The organism is Niastella populi, from assembly GCF_002078015.1.
Lineage (GTDB): Bacteria > Bacteroidota > Bacteroidia > Chitinophagales > Chitinophagaceae > Niastella > Niastella populi.
This window is the reverse complement of record NZ_LWBP01000188.1, coordinates 322,237-346,738: the sequence shown is the minus strand read 5'-3', so window position 1 is coordinate 346,738 and position 24,502 is coordinate 322,237. Positions and strand designations below refer to the sequence as shown.

The window sequence follows — 24,502 nt, the reverse complement described above, 5'->3', positions numbered from 1 at the left end:
GTGCAAAGGTACTGAAAAGTTAGCGCATAGGTCGTTACAGAGCGTGGAGCTTTGGTTGTCAGGAGTCAGGGGCATACCCGGCGCAGAAACCGGCATGTAGTGTTTTTGCATCTTCTACGGAAATAGACGTTTCAACAAACCGCGAGGAATTATTTGGCTTCGTGTTCCTGCACCGGGGTAGCTGACTTATTTGTTTTGGTAAGGGTAGCACTCCATTTTAGGATCATATTTTTATTGAATACACCAAAGACTACATAAGTGAGAAACATGGCCATCCAGATAAAAAATAATTTTATACCTGAAACGCCTGAAAAGAACAGGATCATTTGGGTAACAAAACCTATTATCCAACATAATAGCAGGATGCTTGCAACCAAACCTATACCGTTGTCAATTTTAGCCGTTTTATTTAACTTTCTTAAAATTATAACCGGTACGAACAGGACTATTGAGCAAAAGAACATCCCAAATGCTGCCCAAAAAACTACATATACGGGCTGTCGCTCTATCGTTTCCAAAATGGAAATAAAATCAAAACTTAATTCCATCATATTTTTTCTCGTCTTCTGATATCTGTAAAAGTTGTTTTTCCTGGTAGCCCAATAATTTAGCCAGAATCAATGGAGGAAATTCCGCAATACCAATGTTATACATATTGATGCTTTCATTGTAAAACTCCCTTCGGTCTGCAATAGCATCTTCAATTCCCGAAACCCTTTGTTGCAGGAGCACGAAATTATTGTTGGCTTTTAGATCGGGATAATTTTCCGATACGGCAAAAATTGATTTTACCATTTTATCCATTTCATTGGATAATTTTAGCCTATCCTCATTTCTATGACTGTTTAAAAAGTCGGTTCTTAACCGGGTCAACGCTGCCAGTGTTGTTTCTTCATAATGCATACTTTCCTTTACCACCTTTATAAGGTTGGGTATTTCATCTGCCCGCTGTTTTAACAACACATCAATATTAAAAAAGGCCTTACTTACATTGTTTTTTAGCATTATAAGCTTATTATAAGCAGAAATAATTACGCTTAAAAGACCAATAACCAATAAACCGATAATGGTATAAGAGATAATTGCATTCATGTTTTTTTTCTTAATTTATAGAATCCCGTATTACAGATTGTCCTTCTAAGTGAGGCTGAAAATGCCCGTCTTCCACGTCTCCTTCGTTTTGAACATCCAATACCTCTTCAGTACTTTCATCACCAGTTACAGCATTCGAATTAAGTTCAAAATCTGGTGTTTCTATTATTAATTGACCGTCTTTTATATACATGGGAGTAACGAGAATAAGGGAAACCATTAATGCAAAAGCACAGGTGAATATCAGAAAAGAATTCAATAATGGCTTAAATGTATTGTAGTGTGTTATTTTATCTGAAGGTGCAATGGCAAAAACTTTTTTAATCTCTTCGTATTCAAAAACAGGTTCATTGTTTTCACCCAAGCCACAATTGCCTAAGAGCAGCATTTTATCGTTTTCCTTTATGAGAAACTGTGTATACCGCTTTCCACCGGAACTATACATTTCATCTTCGGCCACATATACAAATTCCATTTTATCTGGGTGTACCCTTATTTTACCGGTTTCATCCGAAATATAAAAAGGGTTACACATAGTTTCGTCTAAAATAGTAGTATAGCTTTTGTCACCATCCTTGTTTGTACTTATATCTTCTATGCGATATCTGTACCCAATGCATTGCTTATTATTTATGGGTGAAAGCATTGGTTCTATACATTCCAGAGAACCCTCAATTTCTGCCAACCCCATGGCAACAGACCGTATTTTTGAAGTAGGCAGGGTTCCCTGATACTTTAAAAATTTATTCCTGTTACCGGGCAGTATGGCAGAAAGTACAGGGACAATTATAAAAAGCAGCAACACGGAATAAAAACCTAAATAGTAAAAACTTACAAAAAACAGGGCAACGACTATAAACCCGCCAATATTTTTCCATAATGGTTTAGGGGCAATACGATATCGTCGCCTTAGTTGTTCGCGTTTCTTTTTTTCTTCTTTTGATTTGATAAAGCCGGCATATATCATACCTGTAATCCCCAAAACAAAAACCGAAATAAATAATAAAAAGAACACAGGAAATACCAACTGCCTGTTCAATATACCTGCCAGAAGTATCAGCAACGGGTCAACTACAAAAAACAACCAGCCTCTAAAATTCAATCGAAACAGGGCCGACAGGATTACCGTATGAAAAATGGCAATAAAACAACCTGCCAGCATCATAAAACCAATGCTTGCGTTAGAAACGTTATGCCGGGTAAAAAATGCTATGAACTCGTTCATCAATACTATTGTGGGCTAATGTACAAATGGGAAAAATATTAATTTGCAGTAATACAAATATGTTGGCGCTAAATATAAATTCGTGCAGGCATGCTATAGATTTGAAATGGCGGCCGCATAGATGGTTATGCGTTTTTGTATGGGATCTTTAAAATGACCGTATAATTTTCGTTGGTCTGCGCAATTTGAATGGCGCCTTTTTGGGAAGTTTCCTTAAACAATATATCCATTCTTTCCCTGGCAATACTTCCCGAAAGGGAGGTATGGCCAGCAGGCTTATTTTTGTTACCGGCCTTACCGTTATCGCGAATTATAACAGTGATCAGATCACTGTTAAGATCGATATTGATTTGAATTTCACCTTTTCCCTGTAAAGGAGAAACACCGTGAATTACTGCGTTTTCCACAAAGGGCTGAATAAGCATTGGTGGTATCATTATCCCTAAGGTATCTTCCGGCATGGAGATATTAAACTCAAAATTGTGGTTATTTCTCATTTGTTGAAGTACCAGATAATTTCTTATCGCCTCAATTTCATCTTCTAATGAAATCAAATCGTTCCTGCTCATCTCTAAGCTGCTTCTTAGTAATTTACTGAAAAGGCCGAGATACCTGATCGATTTTTCCTTTTCTTCAAACCGGATAAAACTTTGTAATGTAGATAAGGTATTAAAAATAAAATGGGGTTCCATTTGCGTTCTCAGTAATTTCTGCTGCAAAAGTATTTTTTCTTTTGCCGCCAACTTCTTTCTTTGTTTCTGGGCATATACATAAAAACCTATAAACCCCGTTACTATCAGAAGCAGCAAACCACTGATCACCAAAAACAACGTTCTTGTTTTCAATTTTTCATTCGTAGTTCTTACGGTTTTATTAAGCAGGTCTATCGACTTCTTTTTGGCATTTACATCGTAAAAAACAGCAATTTCCTCAATGGCCCTGGCACTATTGCTGGCATGCAGGGAGTCTTTTACTTCCAAACTTTCCAGGTGGAGCCTGCGGTACGCATCCAAATCCCTTTTTTGAAGATAATACCGGGCCCGGGCCATTCTATTATCGAATCTGGAATTATAATTCACCCTAAAATGTTCTTCTATATTCTGCGTAGCCTTTATATATTTTTCAGCGATTGAAAACTGCCGTTTTGCAGCATAAAGATTGATCAAACTGGTGTAAACTACATACAAATTAAGTTTATGAATGTCAAGATTGGTTTCTGCATACAGCCTTCTATCCAACTCCTCGCATTGTTTTATGTATATAATTGCGGAATCAAATTTTCTTTCATACACCAAAATGGTTGCCTTTTGTTCACAAAAGAACCGCTGCACATTATCGCCCCCCAGTATGGTATACATTTCACCAACGTTTTGGTTATATTTTTTCAGTGAATCTAACCGACCGGTGCGTTCGTAAATCCGAAACAGCTGCGTGTAGATCCTAAACAGATTATTATGGTAGAAATGCTCATCCAGTTTGCTTTTATTGACAATTGCGGTTTGTAGCGCCAAATAGTTTTGTGCAACTGATTTGTCTATTTGCGACGAGTTAAAATTTTCCTGTGCACAATTTACCAGGCAGATTATCCTGGCTTTGGGTGCAATTTCATTTGGATGGGCGGAGATCAGAGCTGCCGCCTTGTTATAGTAGTGGTTAGACTGGAATGTTTTGCCTTCTGTTAGATAAATATTGGCCAGGCCATTGTAAATAGAAACTTTGATATCAAAAAATTCATTTTCTTTTTCTATCAGGCTCAAAGCCGTTTCAATATGTGCTTTAGATTTCGCCAGGTCGGTTTTTGCATATTCTTTGGCCAGTTCATAATAAATATAGGCCTGAAGAACGTTGTGTTCATTGTAGGGAAAACGATTCAATGCATTGTTCCAGAAATCAATTTTTCTGTCAGAACCCTTATCCGGATTGCATTCTGCCTCCTGCTTCAATTTTTCAAGGAGTACTGCAGGTTGTATATTTTTCTTTCCCGCTTTCTTTTGGCAAGAAAGTAAGGCTGGCAGGAACAAAAGTAACAGGTATCTTTTCATTATAGACTTATAATTGCGATAGTAATCGAACAACAGCTTCTTTTCTTCTGGTAGAAACAGGAATTTCCATACCGCTGTTCAATACTATAAACCCCGATCTCAAATACCTGACGATTGACGATATGTTGACAATATAAGATTGATGACATTTTAGAAAATAATCGGCGGGCAACAATTCTTCATAAAATTTTAAAGGCTTGGAACTAATTATCCTGTTGCCGCCTTCTAAATAAAAATGTGTGTAGCTACCATCTCCTGATAAGTACAAAATATCTGTAATTTTAAAAAACTCCAGGCTTTCCAGGGTGGAGATACATATTCTGGAATTTTGTTGTTTACTGCTTTTCTGATTCTCATTTATAATTTCAAGCTGCCTGGAGGTAAAAGAAGAATTATCCCGGTTATAATTGTCCATAGCACTATATAACTCTTCTTCATCTATTGGCTTTAAGAGATAGTCTATGGCCCCGTGTTTTATGGCCTTGATAGCAAAATGGTTAAACGCGGTAATAAAGATCACAGAAAAAGAGGGGTCAGGTACCTGATTTAATATTTCAAAAGCGTTACCATCTGGTAATTGGATATCCATTAAAACCAGATCGGGTTTTAACTGAACAATCTTTTCCACAGCATCTGTAACGGTTGACGCACTACCCAAAAGGTTAAACTCCTGCCTTTTGCTTACAAGCCATTCAAGCTCCTTTCTAATGGTGGCTTCATCTTCAATAATGAGGATTCCGGGTAAACTCATTGTATCTTTTTAAGGCTACTAAAGCAGCTAAGATAACCTTTGTTTTTATCCTGTGCTATTGCGGGTTTGTAAAAGTAATTCCAGTTTACCTGTTAAGCTCTTTGCAATCTATGCCAACCTTCCCAAAGGTCACTGTTCCCCAATTTGAAGCTGATCGAACTTTTTCCTGCAAGCCGGGGGATTATGTTAACTGCATAATGGCACACCCACTGGCTATTACTAATAAACTTAAACCAACAAGCATAAAAAGAATATTTTCTTTGTTTCTCTTTCCCTTTATCCGGTTATAGAAATAGCTGAATACTACCCCTGCTGTATAAACCGTTAAGAAACCGATTATCCAGATCCAATACCAGATCAGGTTCCAACCCAAACCAATGCCTCCATCGTACAGAAACCAAAGCGTAATGCCAGTTACAGGCAACAGCAGGAAAGTCAATTTGCAGATAATGCCCGTGCTCATCATGATATTATTCGTTTTCCGGTTTACTCATATCGGAAGGGCCATCCTTATCTTCCTCTGATCTTTTACCAGATTGTTCGTTTTCAGCCCTTCTAATATCATAGAGTCCGTGCTCTTCTTTAACTAAATCTTCGTTGGTCGATTTCAAAAGAAATTCATCTCTGAAAACCGATAATTTTTCAAACTGAAAGTTTTTATAACTGTGGTATTTGCCATTGTACAATATTTTATCAGGAAACTCGAAAAGGTGTGCTTTATAGATATTTTCCTTCTGCAGATTGTCTATAATAAGCAAATCGATCCGGTAATACGTTTCCTTTAAACCATCTGCGGAACTATAACTGGTAGAAAAACGGACACCATAGGAGGTTTGCACTTCCAGCGTCCTATCTGCCAAAACCCACTCATAAGAGCAAATATTATATTCATGGCTAATAAAAAAGGCATGTTTAGGTTCCCCATATTTGCTCTTTATTGTTGTCAAAAAATCACGTTGCTCTTTTTCCGTCTTAACTTCTGCTTCGGCATAAAATGCAACCGGTTTTTTATTGGTGTCTGCCAGTGTAGAAAGGTGCGTAAAGTAAATGTTTTGAAATAAGGCAACACTGTCAAGGGTAGAACCTCTAAATACAAATCCGAACTCCTTTTCCGGTACTTGCAGTTTAAAAACATCAGTAATAATATTACTGATCCTATAACGCAGCATTTCATCCGTTAGTTTGCCATCCCTTACACTATCATGCCGGATCTCATCTATTAAAATATTTTCGGAATAAAGTTTGGGCAGGTTTTCCTGGAAATTAATTTTCTCCAGATCGAACCGGCTATTTTTCTCCAGAACCGAAGGCTGCTCTCTCCCGGGAGCCTGGCTGCATGATTGTAACATGAGAACAATAGTAATGCAATTAAAAAAATGGGTCATCAAACAAGAGTTAAGGTGTTATTTGTCAGAGGGTTTGAAAAAGTATTGCGTTCGGCCGCCTGCGCCGCCCATGAATAGAAGAAAGCTGCCCGATCTTTCCCATTTATTGTCTATAACCAACTCATTGTTGGTTGTTAAGCCGATCCTGGTCCTGCTCAAATCCACATTGCTGTACAAAAAAGGAATAACAGGTGGAATTTTAATGTTTTTATGTACCAATGAAATTTCAAGATACCCTTTGCGGGCGAGTTTAACCTGGAATGTGAGTGTTTTGGTAAGGGTGCTGTCTTTGTAAACAAGATCTAACAGGTGGTTGTTTTTAAACGTTAAGGTTACAATTTCAGTTTCACTTTTTAAAATCCCAAATAACGATAAAAGCGTAGTTCCCCCGCTCAGCCCTCCAATTGGCTTACCTGTTTTGAAAGACTGATTGTCGAAAGACCTGGAGAAGTCTTTGTCGATGGGTTTAAAATCTATCCGGTTTATCTTAAGCCCGGTACCGCAGGAAAATAAAAAACATATCGATGCTATTGAACTGGTTTTCCTGATCATGGGTAATTATTAATAACGGCTAAAAACACAATTGTTTGTTAACGCCCGAGCGCGTTATCTGGCTCCAACACTTCTGCCAACTCATATTTTGGACTTCTTTTAATTCATTTGAGAAAGGCCGTATGTGCATTTCCCATGATGGTAAAAACGCTATTGTGTGTAAGGATATTAGCCTTGTGATTGGGGTTTATTGATTTTTGCATACGCTTCCTGTTCTTTTAATTCTTTACAAGTATATAAAATAGAAAGAGAGCAGATCTGCCAAATAACAATGCGAATGAAAAGGGTTTAAATACGCTTACAATGATTTTATATTCGTAAAAAAGCCATCTCTCCTTAAACTCATCATAAAAAGAGCTGCCCGGTACAACCCTACCCGGGGAGTTTTTCAGCTGTTCAGCTGTACTACAATGCCGTATACTGCAGGTTCGTTTTTTTTACCCTAAAATCTATCAGCCCCCAAACTCCCAATTGCGGTTTACGATTTTACAGGCTGTTGAATATGAGCGGATTTTACAGTTTTCTACTTTTTTACGGCATTTTTTAATATAAAATTCTTAAGAAAAGAATCGTTTCTGCAGTTATAAGGAACATGTGGGTGTGGGTTGCAACTTATTGAGATAAAGCACAGCTTAATTGAAAACTTTTTAATGAATGGCCAATTTTCCTGTCGGGTTTATCCACATTTAAGGCGTTTGGCATAATTTATGGAACTAGTTTTGTGCTCTTTGCAATAACATAAATGCTGAAAAATTAGCCGGAATTTTAGGTGTGAACAAGTGATTTTTGGTACGATATTTTCTAAGTATTAGTCCCTGTCACAGTTCTTTACAGAGGCCCTGCCTCACCTGATTTCTCTTGAAAATTAGACTTGTATACCTCATTATATGAAAAACCTTTTCTACGGTTTAGGGTTTAGGGGTTAAAAAGGGGAGTAGTCCTGCTCCCCTTTCCTTTAAAATTCTAAAACTAAGGAAAGGTTTTTCTTTTTTACACCTTTTTGTAATCCGTTACCTTCCCGTTTTTAATCTCTGGTAATGCCTGTGGAAAACCATCCAGGCAACTGTGCACGCCTACGAACAACCCCGTTTTCGGGAAGCGAAAGACATTGGTGACCCTTTTTGTAAAAAACCTCCGCCACGGGAGGTTTTTTTATTGCCCATACTACCTCCCTTCCTTCAACTGATTAAAATCATACCGGCATATAAAGCAAGTCATTTACATCATATCACCGCTCCGGTAGTTTTGCGTCAATATCATTATTATGACTATCGACCCGGCTTTACTGCATAAATACAATGTGCCTGTACCCCGTTATACCAGCTACCCTACCGTTCCCTGCTGGAATGACCACATAGATACAACTGAATGGGCACGCATGTTTCAACACCAATTCACTGAGCAGAACCGGCGCAACGGCATTAGCCTTTACTTACATCTTCCCTTTTGCGAATCGCTGTGCACCTACTGCGGTTGTAATAAAAAAATAACTACCAACCATAGCGTTGAAGATGAATACCTGCAAGCCATTATCACCGAATGGTTGTTATACCATCAATTAATGAACGAAAAACCCGTCATCAGGGAAATGCATCTTGGCGGCGGCACCCCCACTTTCTTTTCGCCGCAAAATCTTGAGAAGCTCATCAACGCTATTACCAGTTATGCCATCATTCATCCCGATCATGAGTTCAGCATTGAAGGTCATCCCAACAATACCACCCAACAACATCTGGAAACCCTGTTCCGGCTTGGTTTCCGGCGCATTAGTTTTGGCGTACAGGACAATGACCCCGCCGTTCAGCGCATCATCAATCGTATTCAACCTTTTGAAAATGTACAGCGGGTTACACAACAGGCACGCGCCATTGGTTTTACCGCTGTCAATTTCGATCTCATCTATGGCTTACCGTTACAAACGGTGGCCTCCATTGAAAAAAGTATTTTACAAACGCTGCAACTGAAACCCGACCGGGTGGCATTTTATAGTTATGCGCATGTTCCCTGGACAAGCCGCGGCCAGCGCCTGTTTGATGAAAATGATTTGCCCGGTGCTGCATTGAAAATGGAACTTTATCAAACCGGGCGGCGGTTGTTTATCGATCATGGATATACCGATATTGGCATGGACCATTTCGCTTTACCGGGCGACGCATTACACACGGCCTGGCAACAGGGAACGCTGCACCGTAATTTTATGGGCTACACCACCCAACATAGCGGCCTGCTACTTGGCCTCGGCGTTTCGGCTATCAGCGATGCTGGCATAGCCTTTGCGCAGAACCATAAAACCTTACACGATTATTACAGATGCCTGACGGCTACTACTGCTGCCAACCCTGCAGAGAATGTTGACCATTCCTTTACAGAACGCGCGCATGTATCATCAGTAGAATCATTAACACTGCCGGTTGCGAAGGGATATTTTCTTTCAAAAGAAGACGAAGCGTTCCGCGCTTATATTATGGATGTGATCTGCCGGGGCGCGGCTACATTTCACGCTGAACATTTGCCTGTATTAAAACAATATACGTTTCCTCAACTGGCGTTGCTGGAGGCCGATGAGTTGATCACCTGGAATGAAACAGGATTACAGGTAATGGAAAGAGGCCGTCATTTTCTACGGAATATCTGCAAGGCGTTTGATCTGCATTTGTTGAGAAGGGAAGCAACCACGATAAATCCGTTGTTTAGTAAAGCAATTTAGTGTTGCACAAACGCTTTATTTGCTATCGGCCTCAGGTTGTGTTCTGCTTTTGCCTTTCGGCTTTAGGCTTTAGGCTTTCGCCTGTATTTGTATTCACTTGCAGCTTATGGCTTGCAGCTTGAAGCTGTATTTGTATTCGCTTACAGCTTATGGCTTGCAGTTTGAAGCTGTATTTGTATTCACTTACAGCTTGCAGCTTGCAGCTTGAAGCTGTATTTGTATTCACTTACAGCTTATGGCTTGCAGCTTGAAGCTATATTTGTATTCACTTGCAGCTTATGGCTTGCAGCTTGAAGCTGTATTTGTATTCGCTTTCAGCTTATGGCTTGCAGCTTGAAGCTGTATTTGTATTCACTTACAGCTTATGGCTTGCAGCTTGAAGCTGTATTTGTATTCGCTTTCAGCTGTATTCCCCTCACTTCTTCTCCCTGATGTTCTTATAGATCTTTATCGCACTCATCAGCACGACTACAAAACCAACCAAACCGGCCAGTCCCCATACCACACTCATATTTTGTTTTACCGCCGCCAGCATTACAATGGCTACCAAAAAGATAGTAGCAACTTCATTCCATATGCGTAATTTCTGAGAACTGTATTTGAATATTCCCTGCATGTGCTGTTTATAAATGACATGCAGGGAAAAATGATAGGCATATAAACCCAATACAAAAAACAGTTTGATGATCAGCCAGTCGGGCAGAACGTTTAATTTCCACCACAATAATGGACCAAATATCAATGTAATGATCGCCGATGGCCAGGTAATACCAAACCAAAGGCGTTTGATCATAATGGTGAATTGTTTGCGAAGGATCGATTTCTCCGGTTCATCCTTTTCGCCGGCTTCGGTATTGTATATAAACAAGCGCACGATATAAAACATACCGCTGAACCAGGTAACGATAAAAACAATGTGAAGCGCTTTTATGTAATTATACATTGTGTATGCTTTGGCCGCTGCAGTTCATGCGAAAGCGGGTCAATGGTGAATGCCGTCCTACCCGGTCATCCGGGCGGGGTCAATTTTATTATATCAAATTACCCATATTAAATATCCTTTACCCAACTGGCAATCGCCTTCACCCACATAGGATGTACATTCAGGCAGGGTATCATCGTGAACGATTCGCCACCGGCCTTCATAAACGATTCCTTACCCTGTTCGGCAATTTCTTCCAACGTTTCGAGGCAATCGCTTACAAAAGCCGGACAAGCCACCAATAACTTCTTCACACCTTCTTTCGGCAACTCTTCAAGGCGTTGTGCTGTATAGGGCTGCAGCCAGGGATCGCGGCCCAGCCTTGACTGAAAAGAAAAACTATACTTCTGTGTTGGTATCTGCAGCATTTCGGCCACTTTCTTCGTAGTTACCAGGCATTGATGCCGGTAGCAATATTTATGCGCTTCACTGCTTACTTCACAACAGTTATTCACCTTTAAACAGTGATTTCCCGTGATATCGCCTTTAAGAATATGCCGCTCAGGCACGCCATGATAACTGAAAAGGAAATGATCGTACGGTTGTTGCAGGTACGGCCGCATGCTATCGGCCAGGGCATCCAGGTACAACTGATTATCGTAATATGGAGGAACTATAGTGAGCTTGAATGTATACTTTCCCTTTACATGAGCGCTTTTGGCGTATTCGACGGCAGTTTCGTAACTGCTCATGGCATAATGCGGATACAGTGGCACCAGCACTACTTCTTCGAGATCGGGCACCTTTTCAAGCAGCTCATCATAGGCCGTCCACGGAGCCGGCGCACCGTAACGCATGGCCAGGGCTACCGGTTCGGTCACCTGTTTTTGCAACGCGACCTGCAATTGTTTGCTTAAAACCATCAGGGGCGAACCTTCTTTGGTCCAGATGGTAGAATAGGCATGCGCCGACTTGGGCGCTCTGAACGGAACAATAATGCCTTTCACCAGGAGAAGGCGGCCCAGGTAGGGAATATCTATCACCCGTTCATCCATCAAAAATTCGTTCAGGTAACGACGCACATCTTTAACGCGGGTTGAATCGGGCGAACCCAGGTTCATTAAAACTATACCTCTTTTTGTAGCCATAATTATTGAATGCAAAAGTAAGACTGTTAAACACTTAAAAATCAAAATTTACATTGGCCTAACGTAAGGACCGGCTGAACCGCGGGTATTCGCACACACTGCCTGGTCCGCAATGCACGGTGGCGTTATTTAGCCGGAAACCAATCCGCTGAATTGCCGCATTTCCACGGGGTCTGTAGGTTTGCCTGTATTATTCAGCCCAATCCACAGGGCAGGCCATCCACCGGCTGTACGACCGATACAAAATTTTCAGCCATAGCGGTTCTCCACTTCGTAAACCATAAAACAGCCACCTGCTGAGCAGTCTGTATGCGTGGAAATACCAGGGGCAAACGCCAGTTTTTCAACACCTTTCCCATGAACCTGATCAAATCTCAGTTGAAAATAAATTATATGCAAACTATAATACATATGTTTGAAACCTTTCATCCTAAGGTGTAATTAGGGTATTCCTAGGGTTATCTTAAGGTAAAAACCCCAGGAAAACCCTAAGATAACCCTAGGATGACCCCAGGATGACCCTAGGATCAGAGGTCCTAAAGACCACGGAAAGCCAGCAACAGAAGCTGATACAGGTCAGGACATAATTATTAAAAGAATGGTTATTATAGTATTTAACAGGCCTTGGTTCAGTAATGAAGTTGGCCAAAAAAACACTTTGACAATTCATGCCTGCCTCCGTTTAAAAATTTATATGCAGTAATATTTTTATTAAAAATTGAGTTAAAGGCCATCAAAATGAGAATAGGCCGGGAAACAAAAAAATTTCGCCGAACAGGTATAGTACCAAACGGAGGTTAGCCGGCTTATGAAAATTGGAAACGGGCATCCCTGAACAGGCCTGTACAAAAAAATTCTAACCCGGGCAGTCAAAACAGGCAGTAGTGCAGTGATATTGCGAATGGTTATGTACAAAAATTCAAACCCAGTGCCGTGTAAACCAAAGCAGCATGATATTACTGATCAGTAAGATGGGCGTGTTTTGTCCGGCTATCGAAACCTCTGTAAGCCGCGGGAGCCATTCAAGTGGCTGGTACCGCCGAAAAGCGGTATGGTTCTCACCAAACTCTCAACCGCCGGCCGATTGCAGGCAAATTCGCCCATTTCCCAAATACCGGCACACCTGAACTGCTTAAATAAAAATTACGCCCCCGGTTCCGCGCAAACCAACCGCCCGGTTGGAAATAAAGCAAGCCCCGCAGGATACTGGCGCCTCACGTTTCCAATTCACCCCGGTTCTGCCCAAAAAACAACCGCCCGGAGCAAGGTGCAGTCCATTCACGATTGCCGATTGCCGATTCACGCCTTTCCCCGCGCCCCGTCGCTTATAAAAAAGGTCATTTCAACGCTTTATCGGGCATACATGAAATTCCTCATATACCCATATGATGATAATCAGACAGTAAAATGACAGAGTAATGACAGACATCTTAGGACATTGACGAGTCCGAATGTATTTTTGCAGAGTCAATTTTCAGAATTCGATATTCATGCACGGAAACAGTACCAAGGATATTACAAAATTTTTCATAGCCGGGATCAATTACAAAAAGACCGATGCTGCGATACGAGGCCAATTTGCAGTAAGTAATGATCAATACGCTACCCTACTTACCCAAGCCCCCCAGTTTGGTTTGCATGAGTTATTTGTTTTAAGCACCTGCAACCGTACCGAAATTTACGGCTTTGCCGAAAGTGCCGATCAACTGATCAACCTCCTCTGCACCCAAACCGAAGGAACAAAAGAAACTTTCACCCAACTTGCATACGTTAAGAAAGGCATCGCCGCCATTGAACACCTGTTCTCCGTGGCCGCCGGTCTTGACTCTCAGATCTTAGGTGATTACGAAATAGTAGGACAAATAAAAACGGCTGTAAAATTCAGCAAAGAGCACGGTTTTACCGATTCCTTCATGGAGCGCCTCGTAAACTGCGTTCTGCAATCTTCCAAAGCAATTAAGAACCAAACCAGCCTCAGCGGCGGAACTGTTTCGGTTTCCTTTGCTGCGGTTCAGTATATCAGGGAAAAAGTTGCAGACGCTGCCAACAAAAAGATCCTGTTACTGGGAGTTGGAAAGATAGGCCGCAATACCTGCAAGAACCTGGTCGATTATCTCGATGCCGACCACATTACGCTCATTAACCGCACCCACGACAAAGCCGCTCAGCTGGCTGAAGAGCTCGACCTGCATCATGCCCCCCTTACCGAGCTGGCGCAAAAAATTGAGGAGTCTGAAATAATTCTGGTTGCTACCAATTCGGTAGAACCCACAATAAAAAGAACCCACCTCGAAGGCAAAGGCGAAAAGCTCATCATCGACCTGTCGGTTCCCTTCAACGTGGAAGAAAGCGCCCAGGAGCTGCCTAACGTGCACCTGGTGAACGTTGATGAACTGTCGAAATTAAAAGATGAAACCCTGCAAATGCGGGAAGCCGAAGTGCCTAAAGCCTGGACCATCATTCGCGAACATATCGACGAGTTCCTCGAGTGGTTCGAAATGCGCAAGCATGTTCCGGTGTTCAAAGCCGTAAAAATAAAACTGAAAGAGATCCAGACCTTTCCATCTTATATTCAACTTTCGCCCGAATTAGCTGCGTGCCAAACTATAAATGCCGACGAGAGAATACAACGGGTGATCAATGGCATGGCTTTCAAAATGCGCCAGCGCAACCAGCGCGGCTGCTATTACATTGAAGCCATCAATGAGTTCATTGCGCCCACGAATTAACGGGAAACGGCAGCCGGCAAACGGCAAACCTGGTATTCCAGGGAAGCCCGAACAATTGCCGGGCTCAAAACCTGGTAAGGCCTGCCGGCAATTTTCAGCAGGAAATAACCGATTTTCCTTTTCACGTTTCTCGTTTGCCGTTTCGCGATGTATTAGCTTTGCAAAAATTGAACAAGCGCTGATGAATAAAGTGATTCGAATAGGCACCAGGGAAAGCCAGCTCGCCGTATGGCAGGCCACCCAGGTAAAAAACCTGTTAACCCAACACGGGTTTGCCGCAGAACTGGTATACATAAAAAGTGAAGGTGATATTGACCTCAAAACACCTTTGTACGAAATGGGCGTACAGGGCATTTTTACCCGCAGCCTGGATGTTGCCCTGCTCAACGAACGCATCGACATTGCCGTTCACTCGATGAAAGATGTGCCCACTCAGTTACCCAAAGGAATTGTAACCGCTGCAGTATTAAAGAGAGCTTCCTATAAAGACCTGTTGGTATACAAGGGCGAACTGCCTGCAAATATTGGCGGGCCCGGAAACAGCGCGAGCCATTCACCACTCACCATTGACCATTCACCATTGACCATTGCCACCAGCAGTATTCGCCGCATAGCGCAATGGTTGAACCGCTATCCCAGCCATACCATCGAAAACCTGCGCGGTAATGTAAATACCCGCTTACAAAAACTGGCCGGCAGCCACTGGAACGGCGCTATTTTCGCAGCCGCCGGACTGGAACGTATTGGCCTGCGGCCGGAAAGATCAATAGAGCTCGACTGGATGCTGCCTGCACCTGCACAGGGCGCTATTGTCGTTGCCTGCCGCACCAACGATCCCTATTCCTTCGAAGCCTGCCAGCCATTCAACGATGCCCATACAGCATTGTGCACCGCCATAGAAAGAGATTTCCTGCGGGCATTGCTGGGCGGTTGTTCAACCCCCATCAGCGCACTGGCAACCATCGTTAACGATGAAGTACATTTTGAAGGAAATATTTTGTCGTTAGACGGGAAAGAAAAAGCCAGCATCGAAAAAACTATCGCCATCAACAATAGCAACGGCCTGGGTGTTATTTCCGCCAAAGAACTTTTACAAAATGGCGGACAGGCTATTGCCGATAAGATACAGCATGCCAAATAGGATTGCCATATTAAGCACGCGGCCCCTGGAAAAAGCTTTGCTTGAAGCTGCCAAGGCAAAAGATATCGGTATCGATATCGTATCATTTATCGATACCACTCCTATTCAAACATCGGGCATCAAAGAAGAGATAGGCAAAGCATTAAAGCAACCCGCTGCAGTTGTATTCACCAGCATGAATGCGGTGAATACCGTGGCGGCTTATATAAATGGCCTTACGCCAAACTGGAAGATCTTCTGCATAGGGCACACCACCCGTCAACTCGCGGCCAAATACTTTGGCGAGCAATCGATACATACCATCGGCAACAACGCTTCGGAGCTGGCCGATAAAATGATCAACGATAAAAGCTTAAAACAGGTCGTTTTTTTCTGTGGCGACCAGCGCCGTGAAGAGCTGCCCGGCAAACTGCGGCAGAACGGAATAACGGTGCAGGAAGTGATCGTTTATCATACCATCAGCACGCCCCATAAAATAGAAAAAGCGTATGATGGTATTTTATTTTACAGCCCCAGCGCCGTGCAAAGCTTCTTTTATGCGAATGCCGTACCGCCCGACACCGTGTTGTTTGCCATTGGGCAAACAACAGCCGACGCCATAAAATCTTTTTCGAGCAATACGATCATTGAATCTGACCGGCCAGGCAAGGATGAGCTGGTAAATAAAATGTTTCAATTTTTTAAAAAGTAGCGGCTTGCGTTTTCAAACAAGACCACTCACTACATATTATAACTATGCTGCAAAACGATCTTTTATTAAGAACACTGAAAGGAGAACAGGTAGAACGCCCCCCCGTATGGATGATGCGCCAGGCAGGCCGTTACTTACCCGAGTACATGGTCTTACGCGAGAAGTACGGTTTCTTTGAACGCTGTCAAACACCCGAACTGGCCTGCGAAATAACCATTCAACCCGTAGATATCGTTGGCGTTGACGCTGCCATCCTCTTCTCTGATATTCTGGTAGTGCCACAAGCCATGGGGCTCGAAGTACAACTGGTAGAAAGCAAGGGACCGTTGTTACCCGACCCCATCAAAAATATCAACGACCTCAACCGCGTGAGGGTAGCCGATGTAAATGAAACGCTGCACTACGTGTTTGACGCCATAAAGCTTATTAAAAAAGAACTGAACGGCCGTGTTCCCTTAATTGGTTTTGCCGGCGCCCCCTGGACGTTGTTGTGCTATATGGTACAGGGCAAAGGTTCAAAAACGTTCGACGAAGCCAAGATCTTCTGTTACACTCAACCCGAAACAGCCCACCGCCTGTTACAAATGATCACCGACACTACCATCGCATACCTGAAAGGCCAGGTAAAAGCGGGGGTAGATGTTGTACAGATCTTCGATAGCTGGGGCGGCCTGCTGAGCCCGGATGATTTCGAGAATTTCTCCTTACAATATATTCGACAAATAGTTGCCGCATTGAAAGATGAAGTAGCTACCATCATCTTCGCCAAAGGCGCCTGGCACTCATTACAACCAATGGCCGCTACCGGCGCTCATGGACTCGGTATCGACTGGTGTATTACACCGGCCATGGCGCGCCAGTTTGCCGGCCCTAACGTTACCCTGCAGGGGAATTTCGACCCGGCAAAATTGTTATCCCCCATTCCTCAAATTCAAAAAGAGGTGAAGAAAATGCTGAACGATTTTGGCGGTCAACGCCATATCGCCAACCTTGGCCATGGAATATTGCCTAACGTACCCGTTGACCATGCAAGAGCATTTGTAGATGCGGTTAAGGAATATGGAAAACAAAGCATCGGGGCGTAAGATAGGCCTGACGCATAACGCTTAATGCCTAACGCTTAACGCATAATGCTAATACAAATACAGCACTGTACCCGCGTTCAGCATTCAGCGATCAGCAATAGAACTAAGCTATATTTATTATAGATCATTTACGACGAATGAGCATTAAAGAAGATTGGGTTAATTATATACATGATCTGCAGGACCGTATTTGCGCGGCCCTGGAGCAGGAAGATGGAAAGGCAACTTTCAGGGAAGACCAATGGCAACGCCCCGAAGGCGGTGGCGGTAAAACCCGCGTGATTGCCAATGGAAATGTGTTTGAAAAAGGCGGCGTTAACACCTCGGTGGTCTTTGGCGAAGTAACCGACACCATGCGCAATGCATTAAAGATAAATGGCAAAAGCTGGTTCGCCTGCGGCCTGTCGCTGGTATTGCATCCCGTAAACCCGTTCGTGCCTACGGTGCATTGCAATTATCGCATGTTTGAAGTATACAATGAAGAAGGCTCCTCCGCCACGGGGGGAGGTTGGGAGGGGGCCGCTGCAGATCGCTGGTTCGGGGGCGGTACCGATCTCACGCCTTATTATTTGTTTGAAGAAGACGCCAGGCATTTTCACCAGACCTATAAAAATGCCTGTGACGCTTTTGACGCCGGCTTTTACCCCACCTTCAAAAAAGAGTGCGATAATTATTTCGTGAACTGGCATCGCAATAAAGAGCGCCGTGGTATTGGCGGCATCTTTTATGACCATCAGCGGCCAACCGCCGGTAAGGATGTTCAGTTCTGGTTAAATTTCGGCAAAACATGCGGCGATGCGTTTATCAATGCTTATTTGCCGATCGTTCAGAAAAGAAAACAAACACCTTATACCGAAGCGAACAAACACTGGCAGGAGATCCGCCGGGGCCGGTATGTAGAGTTCAACCTGGTACATGACCGCGGCACGCTGTTCGGACTAAAAACAAACGGCCGCACCGAAAGCATTTTAATGAGCCTGCCGCCCACCGTACGGTTTGAATATAATTATCAACCCCCGGCCGGAAGTGAAGAAGACAAATTGTGGCAGGCATGCCTGCATCCCGTTGAGTGGGTGTAGGATTTTTGATTTGGGATTTCTGATTTGGGGATTTGGGGATTTCGCGATTTTGAGATTTACAGATTTGTTCATTTAGATTGATTTATAAAAAGAACAAAACAATTTCATGTAGATGTAATTAAGTTGTGCGGTCGCTTTCCTAAAAATGCAGCTGGCTTTGAAACTGCCAAGCAATTGATAAGAGCAGCAGGGCCGGTTGGCGCCAACTACAGAGCATGTTGCCGTGCGAAATCAAATGCCGATTTTATATATAAGATAGAAGCTGTTTTAGAAGAAGCAGACGAAGCTCTGTATTGGCTGCTGCTATCTAAAGAAGCAGATTTAGTGCAAGGAGATGATCTGGAAAGCATTAATAAAAGAGGCCCATGAATTAGTAAGCATTTTTAATGCAAGCGATAAAACAGCTAAAAAGAATAGAGTTAATAACCATATTCCAAAGAAATAGCTGATTACTGGTTTTGAAATCTAAAAATCTCAAAATCAAGAAATCGAAAAATTAAATGTATGTACTTACAACGTAGAAACCGCATATTACGCCAGTCGCCGGCCATCAGAAGCATGGTGGCTGAAACCATATTGACACCGAATGATTTTATAGTGCCGCTGTTCATCAACGAAGGCGAGAACTATAAAGAAGAAATAGCATCCATGCCTGGTTATTTTCGCATGAGCCTCGATAATACCGTTAAAGAAGTGAAAGAATTGTGGAGCATGGGGCTTAAATGCGTGTTACTGTTCATCAAGTGTAAAGACGAACTGAAAGATAATAAGGGCACAGAAGCATTAAACCCCAAAGGCCTGATGCAGCGCAGCATCCGTGCCATTAAAGAGGCCTGTCCCGACATGCTGGTGATGACCGATGTAGCGCTTGACCCTTTTTCTACCTATGGCCATGATGGCATTGTGGAAGGATCGGAAATTGTAAACGATGCCACAGTGGAAGTGCTTGCGCAAATGAGCGTAAGCCATGCACAGGCGGGCGCCGATTTCGTTGCCCCCAGCGATATGATGGATGGCCGTATTGCCGCCATTCGGGAAGCACTGGAAGAAAACGGACTGCACAAGACCGGCATCATGAGCTACAGCGCAAAATATGCATCCTGCTTTTATGGTCCGTTCCGCGATGCACTTGACAGCGCACCAGGTTTTGGCGATAAGAAAACCTACCAGATGGATTACAGCAATCGCATTGAAGCGGTTAAAGAAACGTTGATGGATGTAGAAGAAGGCGCCGATATCGTAATGGTAAAACCCGCGCTGGCCTATCTCGACATCATCAGGGAAGTAAAGAACGCGGTATCGGTACCTGTTAGCGCCTATAATATCAGCGGCGAATATGCCATGATAAAAGCAGCCGCCAAAATGGGCTGGATAGATGAGAACAAAGCCATTCTTGAAACGCTTACTGCTATCAAAAGAGCCGGCGCTGATCTCATTGCGACATATTTTGCGAAGGACGCGGTGAAATTATTGTCGTGAATGGTCAATGGTGAATGGTCAATAAAAAACATTAATGGTAGGCTCAGATAAGTAGGCACTTGTTTAAACTTTAAAACCATTAACATGTTCCTGACTCTTAACCATCAAAAAATGGACCTCTATACCATTTCGAAATTCTTTGTTTTCGAATGTTATAAAATAACCAAATCATTTCCAATTGAAGAAAAGCTTGGAATGATTTCGCAAATTAGAAGAGCGGCGCTATCAGTACATCTGAATATTTCAGAAGGTGCTTCCAGAAAACCTGATCAGGAACGAAAAAGATATTACGAAATTGCCAGAGGATCTGTCATTGAAATCGATGCGGCTTTAGATTTAGCAAAAGAATTAGAATATTTAAATAACTTAGAATTAAATAAACTCGGTGATTCAATGGTCAGAAGCTTCAAAATTCTAACATCACTAATTGATAGAAAATAGCTTAACAATTGACCATTGACCATTCACCATTGACCTTTTTATGTTTGAAAAAAGCATCAACCTGTTCAGCCGGGCGCAACAAAGTATTCCCGGCGGCGTAAATTCTCCCGTTCGCGCATTTAAAAGCGTAGGCGGCACACCGGTATTTATGAAATCGGCCAAAGGCGCTTATATGTACGATGCCGATGGCAACCGTTTTATCGACTATATCAACTCCTGGGGCCCCATGATCCTGGGCCATGCTTATGAACCTGTGGTAAAGGCCATTCAGGATTACGCCCAATATTCAACATCATTCGGCGCGCCTACCGAACTGGAAATTGAAATGGCCGAGCTTATCATCAGCATGTCGCCAAACGTAGATCTCATTCGCATGGTAAGCAGCGGAACCGAAGCCTGTATGAGCGCCATCAGGCTGGCGCGTGGTTTTACCGGCCGCAACAAGATCATCAAATTCGAAGGCTGTTATCATGGTCATGCCGATTCCTTCCTGGTTAAAGCAGGCAGCGGTGTAGCCACTTTCAATATTCAAACGGTACCCGGCGTAACCGCTGGTGTTGCCAACGATACGCTTACCTGCGCTTATAATGACCTGGCCGCCGTTGAACAACTGGTAACGGGTCACAATGGCGAAATAGCTGCTATCATAATAGAACCGGTAGCAGGCAATATGGGTTGCATCATTCCGCAAGCCGGTTTCCTTGAAGGCCTGCGCGCTATTTGCGATAAACATGGCATTGTATTCATCATGGATGAAGTAATGACCGGGTTCCGGCTGGCGCCGGGCGGCGCACAAGAGCGCTTACAAATAAAAGCCGACCTGGTTACCTATGGTAAGGTGATCGGCGGCGGTATGCCGGTTGGCGCTTTTGGCGGCAAAAAAGAGATCATGCAACATATTTCGCCGCTGGGTAACGTATACCAGGCCGGAACCTTAAGTGGTAATCCGCTTGCAATGATTGCGGGTTATGTGATGCTGAAAACGCTGAAAGAAAATTCTTCTATCTATAAACAGCTTGACGAAGCAACCAGCTACCTGCGCAATGGGTTGAACGATGTGTTGAAAGCCAGTGGTACCCCATATGTGATCAACCAGCTGGGATCTATGATTAGCGTACACTTCAGTGAACACCCGGTTGTCAATTTCGCAACAGCGGCATCAGCAAACAATGAGCTTTTCAAAAAATACTTCCACGCCATGTTGAAACGCGGCGTGTATTTACCACCCTCTGCTTTCGAAACCTGGTTCCTTTGCAGTGCACTAACCCAAGAAGATCTGGATGCAACAATAAAGGCAACAAAAGAAAGCCTGCAGGAGATATTATAAAATAAACAATACTGTTTGTAAATGATATTGGCCAAATCATAAGCCCAATATACCGGCGTTCCGGTTTTACAACACAATACCCGATATTAGCCGTTGATGGAATAAAACTCCTGATACGGCTTTTTTCATTATTATACATGACAGAACGAGTACAAAAACCGAAAAACCGGAACTCTATATTGTAACCGAACCAACTACAATGCCCTCATTCAAACAACGACTTGCATCCATCGATGTATTCAGAGCACTTACCATGTTCCTGATGATCTTTGTTAACGATTTGTGGACCCTCACCAATGTTCCCCAATGGCTCGAACATACCCAGGCCACTGAAGATGGAATGGGTTTGTCAGATGTGGTCTTTCCTGCTTTCCTTTTTATCGTCGGGCTCTCCATCCCATTCGCCATTGGCAACCGCTGGTCGAAAGGCGCTTCGCAAAGCAATATACTGGGCCATATTCTGGTGCGCTCAGTGGCGCTGCTGGTAATGGGTTTCTTTCATGTAAACCTCGAAAGCTATAATAATGAAGCGGCCCTGCTACCAAAACCACTCTGGCAGATATTATTGACGGTCAGCTTTTTTCTCATATGGCTTGATTATGCGCCCACACTCTCAACACCCAAAAAGTATGCATTGCAGGGCGCCGGTATTTTGCTGCTCGTATCTCTTGCCATTGTATACAAAGGCGGCGAGAACGGAAATACAAGCTGGTTAAAACCGCACTGGTGGGGCATACTGGGGCTTATTGGCTGGGCATACCTGATATCATCGCTTATATTCCTGTTCTCAAAAGGAAAGCTACCCATATTGATAAGCGCACTCGTATTCTTTACACTATTCAACATAGCGGCAAAGGCAGGATGGCTGCATGTGCTCGACCCGGTAAGGCCCTATGTGTGGATCACCGGCGACGGTTCTTCACCTGCCCTTACCATAGCAGGCATCATTACCGCTGTATTGTATTCATCATGGGCAGAAAAAGGCAAATACAATGTATGCTTTACGATACTGTTGCTTTTTGGTGTGGTAATGCTGGCGGGCGGTTTTGCCATTCGGCCACTGGCAGGCATTTCAAAAATACGGGCTACGCCGTCGTGGGTAATGGTTTGTACGGGCATCAGCATACTTGTGTTTACCGCTTTAATATGGCTGGTTGACCGTAAACAAAAACAATCAGTATTCAATATTATCAAACCAGCCGGTACCAGCACGCTTACCGCGTATTTGCTTCCCTATATATATTATCCATTATATCTTCTGGCAGGTATTAGTTTGCCGGCGGCAATTGTAAGCGGAGCTGTGGGTCTCATCAAATCGTTATTATTTGCCTTGCTGATCATACTGCTTACGGGATTGTTCGAAAAATGGCGGATAAGATTGAAAATTTAACAAATAGCGAGAAATTGTGTAGATAGGATTTTGTCGTTAACAGATTGCAAAATGAAAGCACAAAGATACATATGAAGCAATTTATATGTATCTTTGTGCTTTCATAGGATAAGGTTTAATGGTTAATGGTATTTGATTAGTACAGCCCTTACTTCGGTAGGGGCTTTTTCTTTCTCCTGCCCCACCAGATCATAAAACCGGTAATTGGCAAACTGGCAGCAATAAGGGAAGCGAAAAAGGCCAGTATCTTTCCTGGCAATCCCAAAATGGCGCCGGTGTGTATATCGTAATTCATTCGTAACAGCTTATCGGCTCCTTTTGCATCTTTAAAGCGGCCGTAAATATGATCTACCGGCAATTCCTTCATCGTGTACTGATCAAAAAAGCGATAATCACTCTTCCAGTAGGTATCTGCATCAGTATTTATGGCAACCTCAAGCGATGATTTGGCCTCAGCCCCAAAATGCATTTCAATTGTTTCCGCATCCTTATGCTCCTGTTGCATCTGTTGCCATAACTTATCAACTGGGCCTGCGGTCGCAATCGTTATTTTTGTTGTATCTGATAGCGGCTCCACGTAGGTAAGCGATTTTTTTCCGCCGGCAGTTTTATAAATAGCATTTGCCAGCAACTGCCAGCCGAAGACCAGTCCGGTAATGGCCAAAATGATCGCAACCCAGGTCATATAAAACCCCAGCACATTGTGCAGATCGTAATTCTTCCGGCGCCAGGCGGCACTCCATTTAATAGAGAACCGTTGCTTTGCAGCCGCTTTGTTCCGTGGCCACCATAATATAAGACCGGAGATCATCATCACCACAAATATGATGGTTGAATAAATGGCAACCTGCTGGCCTACCGCTTCAGGCAACCAGAGGTAATAATGCCCCATCAGCACTATTCGAAAAAAATCGCGGTCCATATTCTTCACCTTCAATACTTCACCGCTATAGGGATTTATATATACCGTATAATAATACTGGGGCGTAAAACTGTAAAAGGTAGCTACCGCAGCCCGGTCTTTTAGTCCGTACTGAACGCTGTGCAGGTGTTTGCCCGGAAGTTGTTTCTCAGCGATCGCTTTCATTTGCGACGGCAGTAGGAACGGCGCTTGCTGCGGGGCCACCTTCCTGTAAGATGATTGTGTAAGCTCGCTGATCTCAGCCTGAAAAGCATACAAACAGCCGGTTACGGCGATAACAAAAACGATAATCCCTGAAGTAAAACCCAGCCACAAATGAACTTTTCCAATAATCTTTTTGATAGTCATACGGTTAAATTGCGCAAACCACGCCAGTTAAATTGCAAAAATGCCC

Annotated in this window: 24 protein-coding genes; 12 read left to right on the top strand and 12 right to left on the bottom strand. The window is 43.2% G+C overall.

Features of this window, described 5'->3' with window-relative positions:
• Positions 1–149: 149 nt before the first annotated feature.
• The 8 genes from A4R26_RS18300 to A4R26_RS18265 form a co-directional block, all read right to left on the bottom strand.
• Positions 150–551, bottom strand: a complete 402-nt coding sequence (locus tag A4R26_RS18300) for a G protein-coupled receptor family protein (RefSeq protein ID WP_081166081.1) — start codon at positions 549–551, stop codon at positions 150–152.
• The gene (locus A4R26_RS18295; RefSeq protein WP_081166078.1) at positions 532–1,092 is read right to left on the bottom strand and encodes a LemA family protein; all 561 of its coding nucleotides are present in this window, start codon (positions 1,090–1,092) and stop codon (positions 532–534) included. Before A4R26_RS18295 ends, A4R26_RS18300 begins: the two co-directional genes overlap by 20 nt.
• 10 nt (positions 1,093–1,102) lie before the next feature.
• The gene (locus tag A4R26_RS18290) at positions 1,103–2,317 is read right to left on the bottom strand and encodes a hypothetical protein (RefSeq protein WP_081166075.1); all 1,215 of its coding nucleotides are present in this window, start codon (positions 2,315–2,317) and stop codon (positions 1,103–1,105) included.
• Between the two features lie 125 nt (positions 2,318–2,442).
• The gene (locus tag A4R26_RS18285) at positions 2,443–4,359 is read right to left on the bottom strand and encodes a sensor histidine kinase (protein ID WP_081166072.1); all 1,917 of its coding nucleotides are present in this window, start codon (positions 4,357–4,359) and stop codon (positions 2,443–2,445) included.
• Between the two features lie 7 nt (positions 4,360–4,366).
• Positions 4,367–5,110, bottom strand: coding sequence for a LytR/AlgR family response regulator transcription factor (locus A4R26_RS18280; protein WP_081166069.1), 744 nt, complete (start codon positions 5,108–5,110; stop codon positions 4,367–4,369).
• Positions 5,111–5,291: 181 nt separating this feature from the next.
• Entirely contained in the window at positions 5,292–5,576 is a 285-nt protein-coding gene (locus A4R26_RS18275) for a hypothetical protein (RefSeq protein WP_081166066.1), read from the bottom strand.
• Between the two features lie 4 nt (positions 5,577–5,580).
• Positions 5,581–6,498, bottom strand: coding sequence for a hypothetical protein (locus tag A4R26_RS18270; RefSeq protein WP_165760326.1), 918 nt, complete (start codon positions 6,496–6,498; stop codon positions 5,581–5,583).
• A gap of 15 nt (positions 6,499–6,513) precedes the next feature.
• A complete protein-coding gene (locus A4R26_RS18265) occupies positions 6,514–7,047 on the bottom strand; it encodes a hypothetical protein (protein WP_081166060.1) in 534 nt (177 codons plus the stop codon).
• 1,264 nt (positions 7,048–8,311) lie between these two features.
• Here A4R26_RS18265 and hemN point away from each other — a divergent pair.
• Positions 8,312–9,754, top strand: a complete 1,443-nt coding sequence (gene hemN / locus A4R26_RS18260; RefSeq protein WP_081166057.1) for an oxygen-independent coproporphyrinogen III oxidase — start codon at positions 8,312–8,314, stop codon at positions 9,752–9,754.
• Between the two features lie 415 nt (positions 9,755–10,169).
• Here the strand turns inward: hemN and A4R26_RS18250 are convergent, their stop codons facing one another.
• Positions 10,170–10,697, bottom strand: coding sequence for a CopD family protein (locus A4R26_RS18250; RefSeq protein ID WP_081166050.1), 528 nt, complete (start codon positions 10,695–10,697; stop codon positions 10,170–10,172).
• A 107-nt stretch (positions 10,698–10,804) separates the two neighbouring features.
• A complete protein-coding gene (hemH, locus tag A4R26_RS18245; protein WP_081166047.1) occupies positions 10,805–11,824 on the bottom strand; it encodes a ferrochelatase in 1,020 nt (339 codons plus the stop codon).
• A gap of 950 nt (positions 11,825–12,774) precedes the next feature.
• On the opposite strand from hemH, the gene A4R26_RS35045 reads away from it, so the two are divergent.
• Both A4R26_RS35045 and hemA read left to right on the top strand, forming a co-directional pair.
• Entirely contained in the window at positions 12,775–12,951 is a 177-nt protein-coding gene (locus tag A4R26_RS35045; protein WP_165760325.1) for a hypothetical protein, read from the top strand.
• Between the two features lie 363 nt (positions 12,952–13,314).
• Positions 13,315–14,553, top strand: coding sequence for a glutamyl-tRNA reductase (hemA, locus tag A4R26_RS18235; protein ID WP_081166041.1), 1,239 nt, complete (start codon positions 13,315–13,317; stop codon positions 14,551–14,553).
• Here hemA and A4R26_RS35860 read toward each other — a convergent pair.
• Positions 14,550–14,678 (bottom strand): hypothetical protein, encoded by a 129-nt coding sequence (locus A4R26_RS35860; protein ID WP_278248431.1) that lies wholly within the window; start codon positions 14,676–14,678, stop codon positions 14,550–14,552. The genes hemA and A4R26_RS35860 overlap by 4 nt on opposite strands.
• 56 nt (positions 14,679–14,734) lie before the next feature.
• On the opposite strand from A4R26_RS35860, the gene hemC reads away from it, so the two are divergent.
• From hemC to A4R26_RS18190, 9 genes are all read left to right on the top strand, one after another.
• A complete protein-coding gene (hemC, locus tag A4R26_RS18230) occupies positions 14,735–15,694 on the top strand; it encodes a hydroxymethylbilane synthase (RefSeq protein ID WP_081166038.1) in 960 nt (319 codons plus the stop codon).
• Positions 15,684–16,385, top strand: a complete 702-nt coding sequence (locus A4R26_RS18225) for a uroporphyrinogen-III synthase (RefSeq protein ID WP_165760324.1) — start codon at positions 15,684–15,686, stop codon at positions 16,383–16,385. The genes hemC and A4R26_RS18225 overlap by 11 nt, the downstream gene beginning before the upstream one ends.
• Positions 16,386–16,429: 44 nt before the next feature.
• On the top strand, positions 16,430–17,470 hold the full coding sequence (gene hemE, locus A4R26_RS18220; protein WP_081166032.1) for a uroporphyrinogen decarboxylase: 1,041 nt from the start codon (positions 16,430–16,432) through the stop codon (positions 17,468–17,470).
• A 137-nt stretch (positions 17,471–17,607) separates the two neighbouring features.
• Complete coding sequence (hemF, locus tag A4R26_RS18215) at positions 17,608–18,549, top strand: oxygen-dependent coproporphyrinogen oxidase (RefSeq protein WP_081166029.1); 942 nt, start codon at positions 17,608–17,610, stop codon at positions 18,547–18,549.
• A 123-nt stretch (positions 18,550–18,672) separates the two neighbouring features.
• A complete protein-coding gene (locus A4R26_RS18210; RefSeq protein ID WP_242674947.1) occupies positions 18,673–18,918 on the top strand; it encodes a four helix bundle protein in 246 nt (81 codons plus the stop codon).
• A gap of 135 nt (positions 18,919–19,053) precedes the next feature.
• Positions 19,054–20,028 carry a porphobilinogen synthase gene (gene hemB / locus A4R26_RS18205; RefSeq protein ID WP_081166026.1) on the top strand — a complete coding sequence of 325 codons (975 nt, stop codon included), beginning with the start codon at positions 19,054–19,056 and terminating at the stop codon, positions 20,026–20,028.
• Between the two features lie 111 nt (positions 20,029–20,139).
• On the top strand, positions 20,140–20,469 hold the full coding sequence (locus A4R26_RS18200; protein ID WP_242674946.1) for a four helix bundle protein: 330 nt from the start codon (positions 20,140–20,142) through the stop codon (positions 20,467–20,469).
• Between the two features lie 40 nt (positions 20,470–20,509).
• Positions 20,510–21,796: a glutamate-1-semialdehyde 2,1-aminomutase gene (hemL, locus tag A4R26_RS18195; protein WP_081166020.1), complete on the top strand. Its 1,287-nt coding sequence runs from the start codon at positions 20,510–20,512 to the stop codon at positions 21,794–21,796.
• Between the two features lie 199 nt (positions 21,797–21,995).
• Entirely contained in the window at positions 21,996–23,186 is a 1,191-nt protein-coding gene (locus A4R26_RS18190) for a DUF5009 domain-containing protein (protein ID WP_081166017.1), read from the top strand.
• Between the two features lie 148 nt (positions 23,187–23,334).
• Here A4R26_RS18190 and A4R26_RS18185 read toward each other — a convergent pair whose 3' ends face one another.
• Positions 23,335–24,456, bottom strand: a complete 1,122-nt coding sequence (locus tag A4R26_RS18185; RefSeq protein WP_081166014.1) for a PepSY-associated TM helix domain-containing protein — start codon at positions 24,454–24,456, stop codon at positions 23,335–23,337.
• Positions 24,457–24,502: the final 46 nt, after the last annotated feature.

Excerpts from the sequence above, each read along its gene's own strand:
- A4R26_RS18300 (WP_081166081.1), bottom strand. The coding sequence starts at position 551 with ATGATGGAATTAAGTTTTGATTTTATTTCCATTTTGGAAACGATAGAG.
- A4R26_RS18295 (WP_081166078.1), bottom strand. The coding sequence starts at position 1,092 with ATGAATGCAATTATCTCTTATACCATTATCGGTTTATTGGTTATTGGT.
- A4R26_RS18290 (WP_081166075.1), bottom strand. The coding sequence starts at position 2,317 with ATGAACGAGTTCATAGCATTTTTTACCCGGCATAACGTTTCTAACGCA.
- A4R26_RS18285 (WP_081166072.1), bottom strand. The coding sequence starts at position 4,359 with ATGAAAAGATACCTGTTACTTTTGTTCCTGCCAGCCTTACTTTCTTGC.
- A4R26_RS18280 (WP_081166069.1), bottom strand. The coding sequence starts at position 5,110 with ATGAGTTTACCCGGAATCCTCATTATTGAAGATGAAGCCACCATTAGA.
- A4R26_RS18275 (WP_081166066.1), bottom strand. The coding sequence starts at position 5,576 with ATGATGAGCACGGGCATTATCTGCAAATTGACTTTCCTGCTGTTGCCT.
- A4R26_RS18265 (WP_081166060.1), bottom strand. The coding sequence starts at position 7,047 with ATGATCAGGAAAACCAGTTCAATAGCATCGATATGTTTTTTATTTTCC.
- hemN (WP_081166057.1), top strand. The coding sequence starts at position 8,312 with ATGACTATCGACCCGGCTTTACTGCATAAATACAATGTGCCTGTACCC.
- A4R26_RS18250 (WP_081166050.1), bottom strand. The coding sequence starts at position 10,697 with ATGTATAATTACATAAAAGCGCTTCACATTGTTTTTATCGTTACCTGG.
- hemH (WP_081166047.1), bottom strand. The coding sequence starts at position 11,824 with ATGGCTACAAAAAGAGGTATAGTTTTAATGAACCTGGGTTCGCCCGAT.
- A4R26_RS35045 (WP_165760325.1), top strand. The coding sequence starts at position 12,775 with ATGATATTACTGATCAGTAAGATGGGCGTGTTTTGTCCGGCTATCGAA.
- hemA (WP_081166041.1), top strand. The coding sequence starts at position 13,315 with ATGCACGGAAACAGTACCAAGGATATTACAAAATTTTTCATAGCCGGG.
- hemC (WP_081166038.1), top strand. The coding sequence starts at position 14,735 with ATGAATAAAGTGATTCGAATAGGCACCAGGGAAAGCCAGCTCGCCGTA.
- A4R26_RS18225 (WP_165760324.1), top strand. The coding sequence starts at position 15,684 with ATGCCAAATAGGATTGCCATATTAAGCACGCGGCCCCTGGAAAAAGCT.
- hemE (WP_081166032.1), top strand. The coding sequence starts at position 16,430 with ATGCTGCAAAACGATCTTTTATTAAGAACACTGAAAGGAGAACAGGTA.
- hemF (WP_081166029.1), top strand. The coding sequence starts at position 17,608 with ATGAGCATTAAAGAAGATTGGGTTAATTATATACATGATCTGCAGGAC.
- hemB (WP_081166026.1), top strand. The coding sequence starts at position 19,054 with ATGTACTTACAACGTAGAAACCGCATATTACGCCAGTCGCCGGCCATC.
- A4R26_RS18200 (WP_242674946.1), top strand. The coding sequence starts at position 20,140 with ATGGACCTCTATACCATTTCGAAATTCTTTGTTTTCGAATGTTATAAA.
- hemL (WP_081166020.1), top strand. The coding sequence starts at position 20,510 with ATGTTTGAAAAAAGCATCAACCTGTTCAGCCGGGCGCAACAAAGTATT.
- A4R26_RS18190 (WP_081166017.1), top strand. The coding sequence starts at position 21,996 with ATGCCCTCATTCAAACAACGACTTGCATCCATCGATGTATTCAGAGCA.
- A4R26_RS18185 (WP_081166014.1), bottom strand. The coding sequence starts at position 24,456 with ATGACTATCAAAAAGATTATTGGAAAAGTTCATTTGTGGCTGGGTTTT.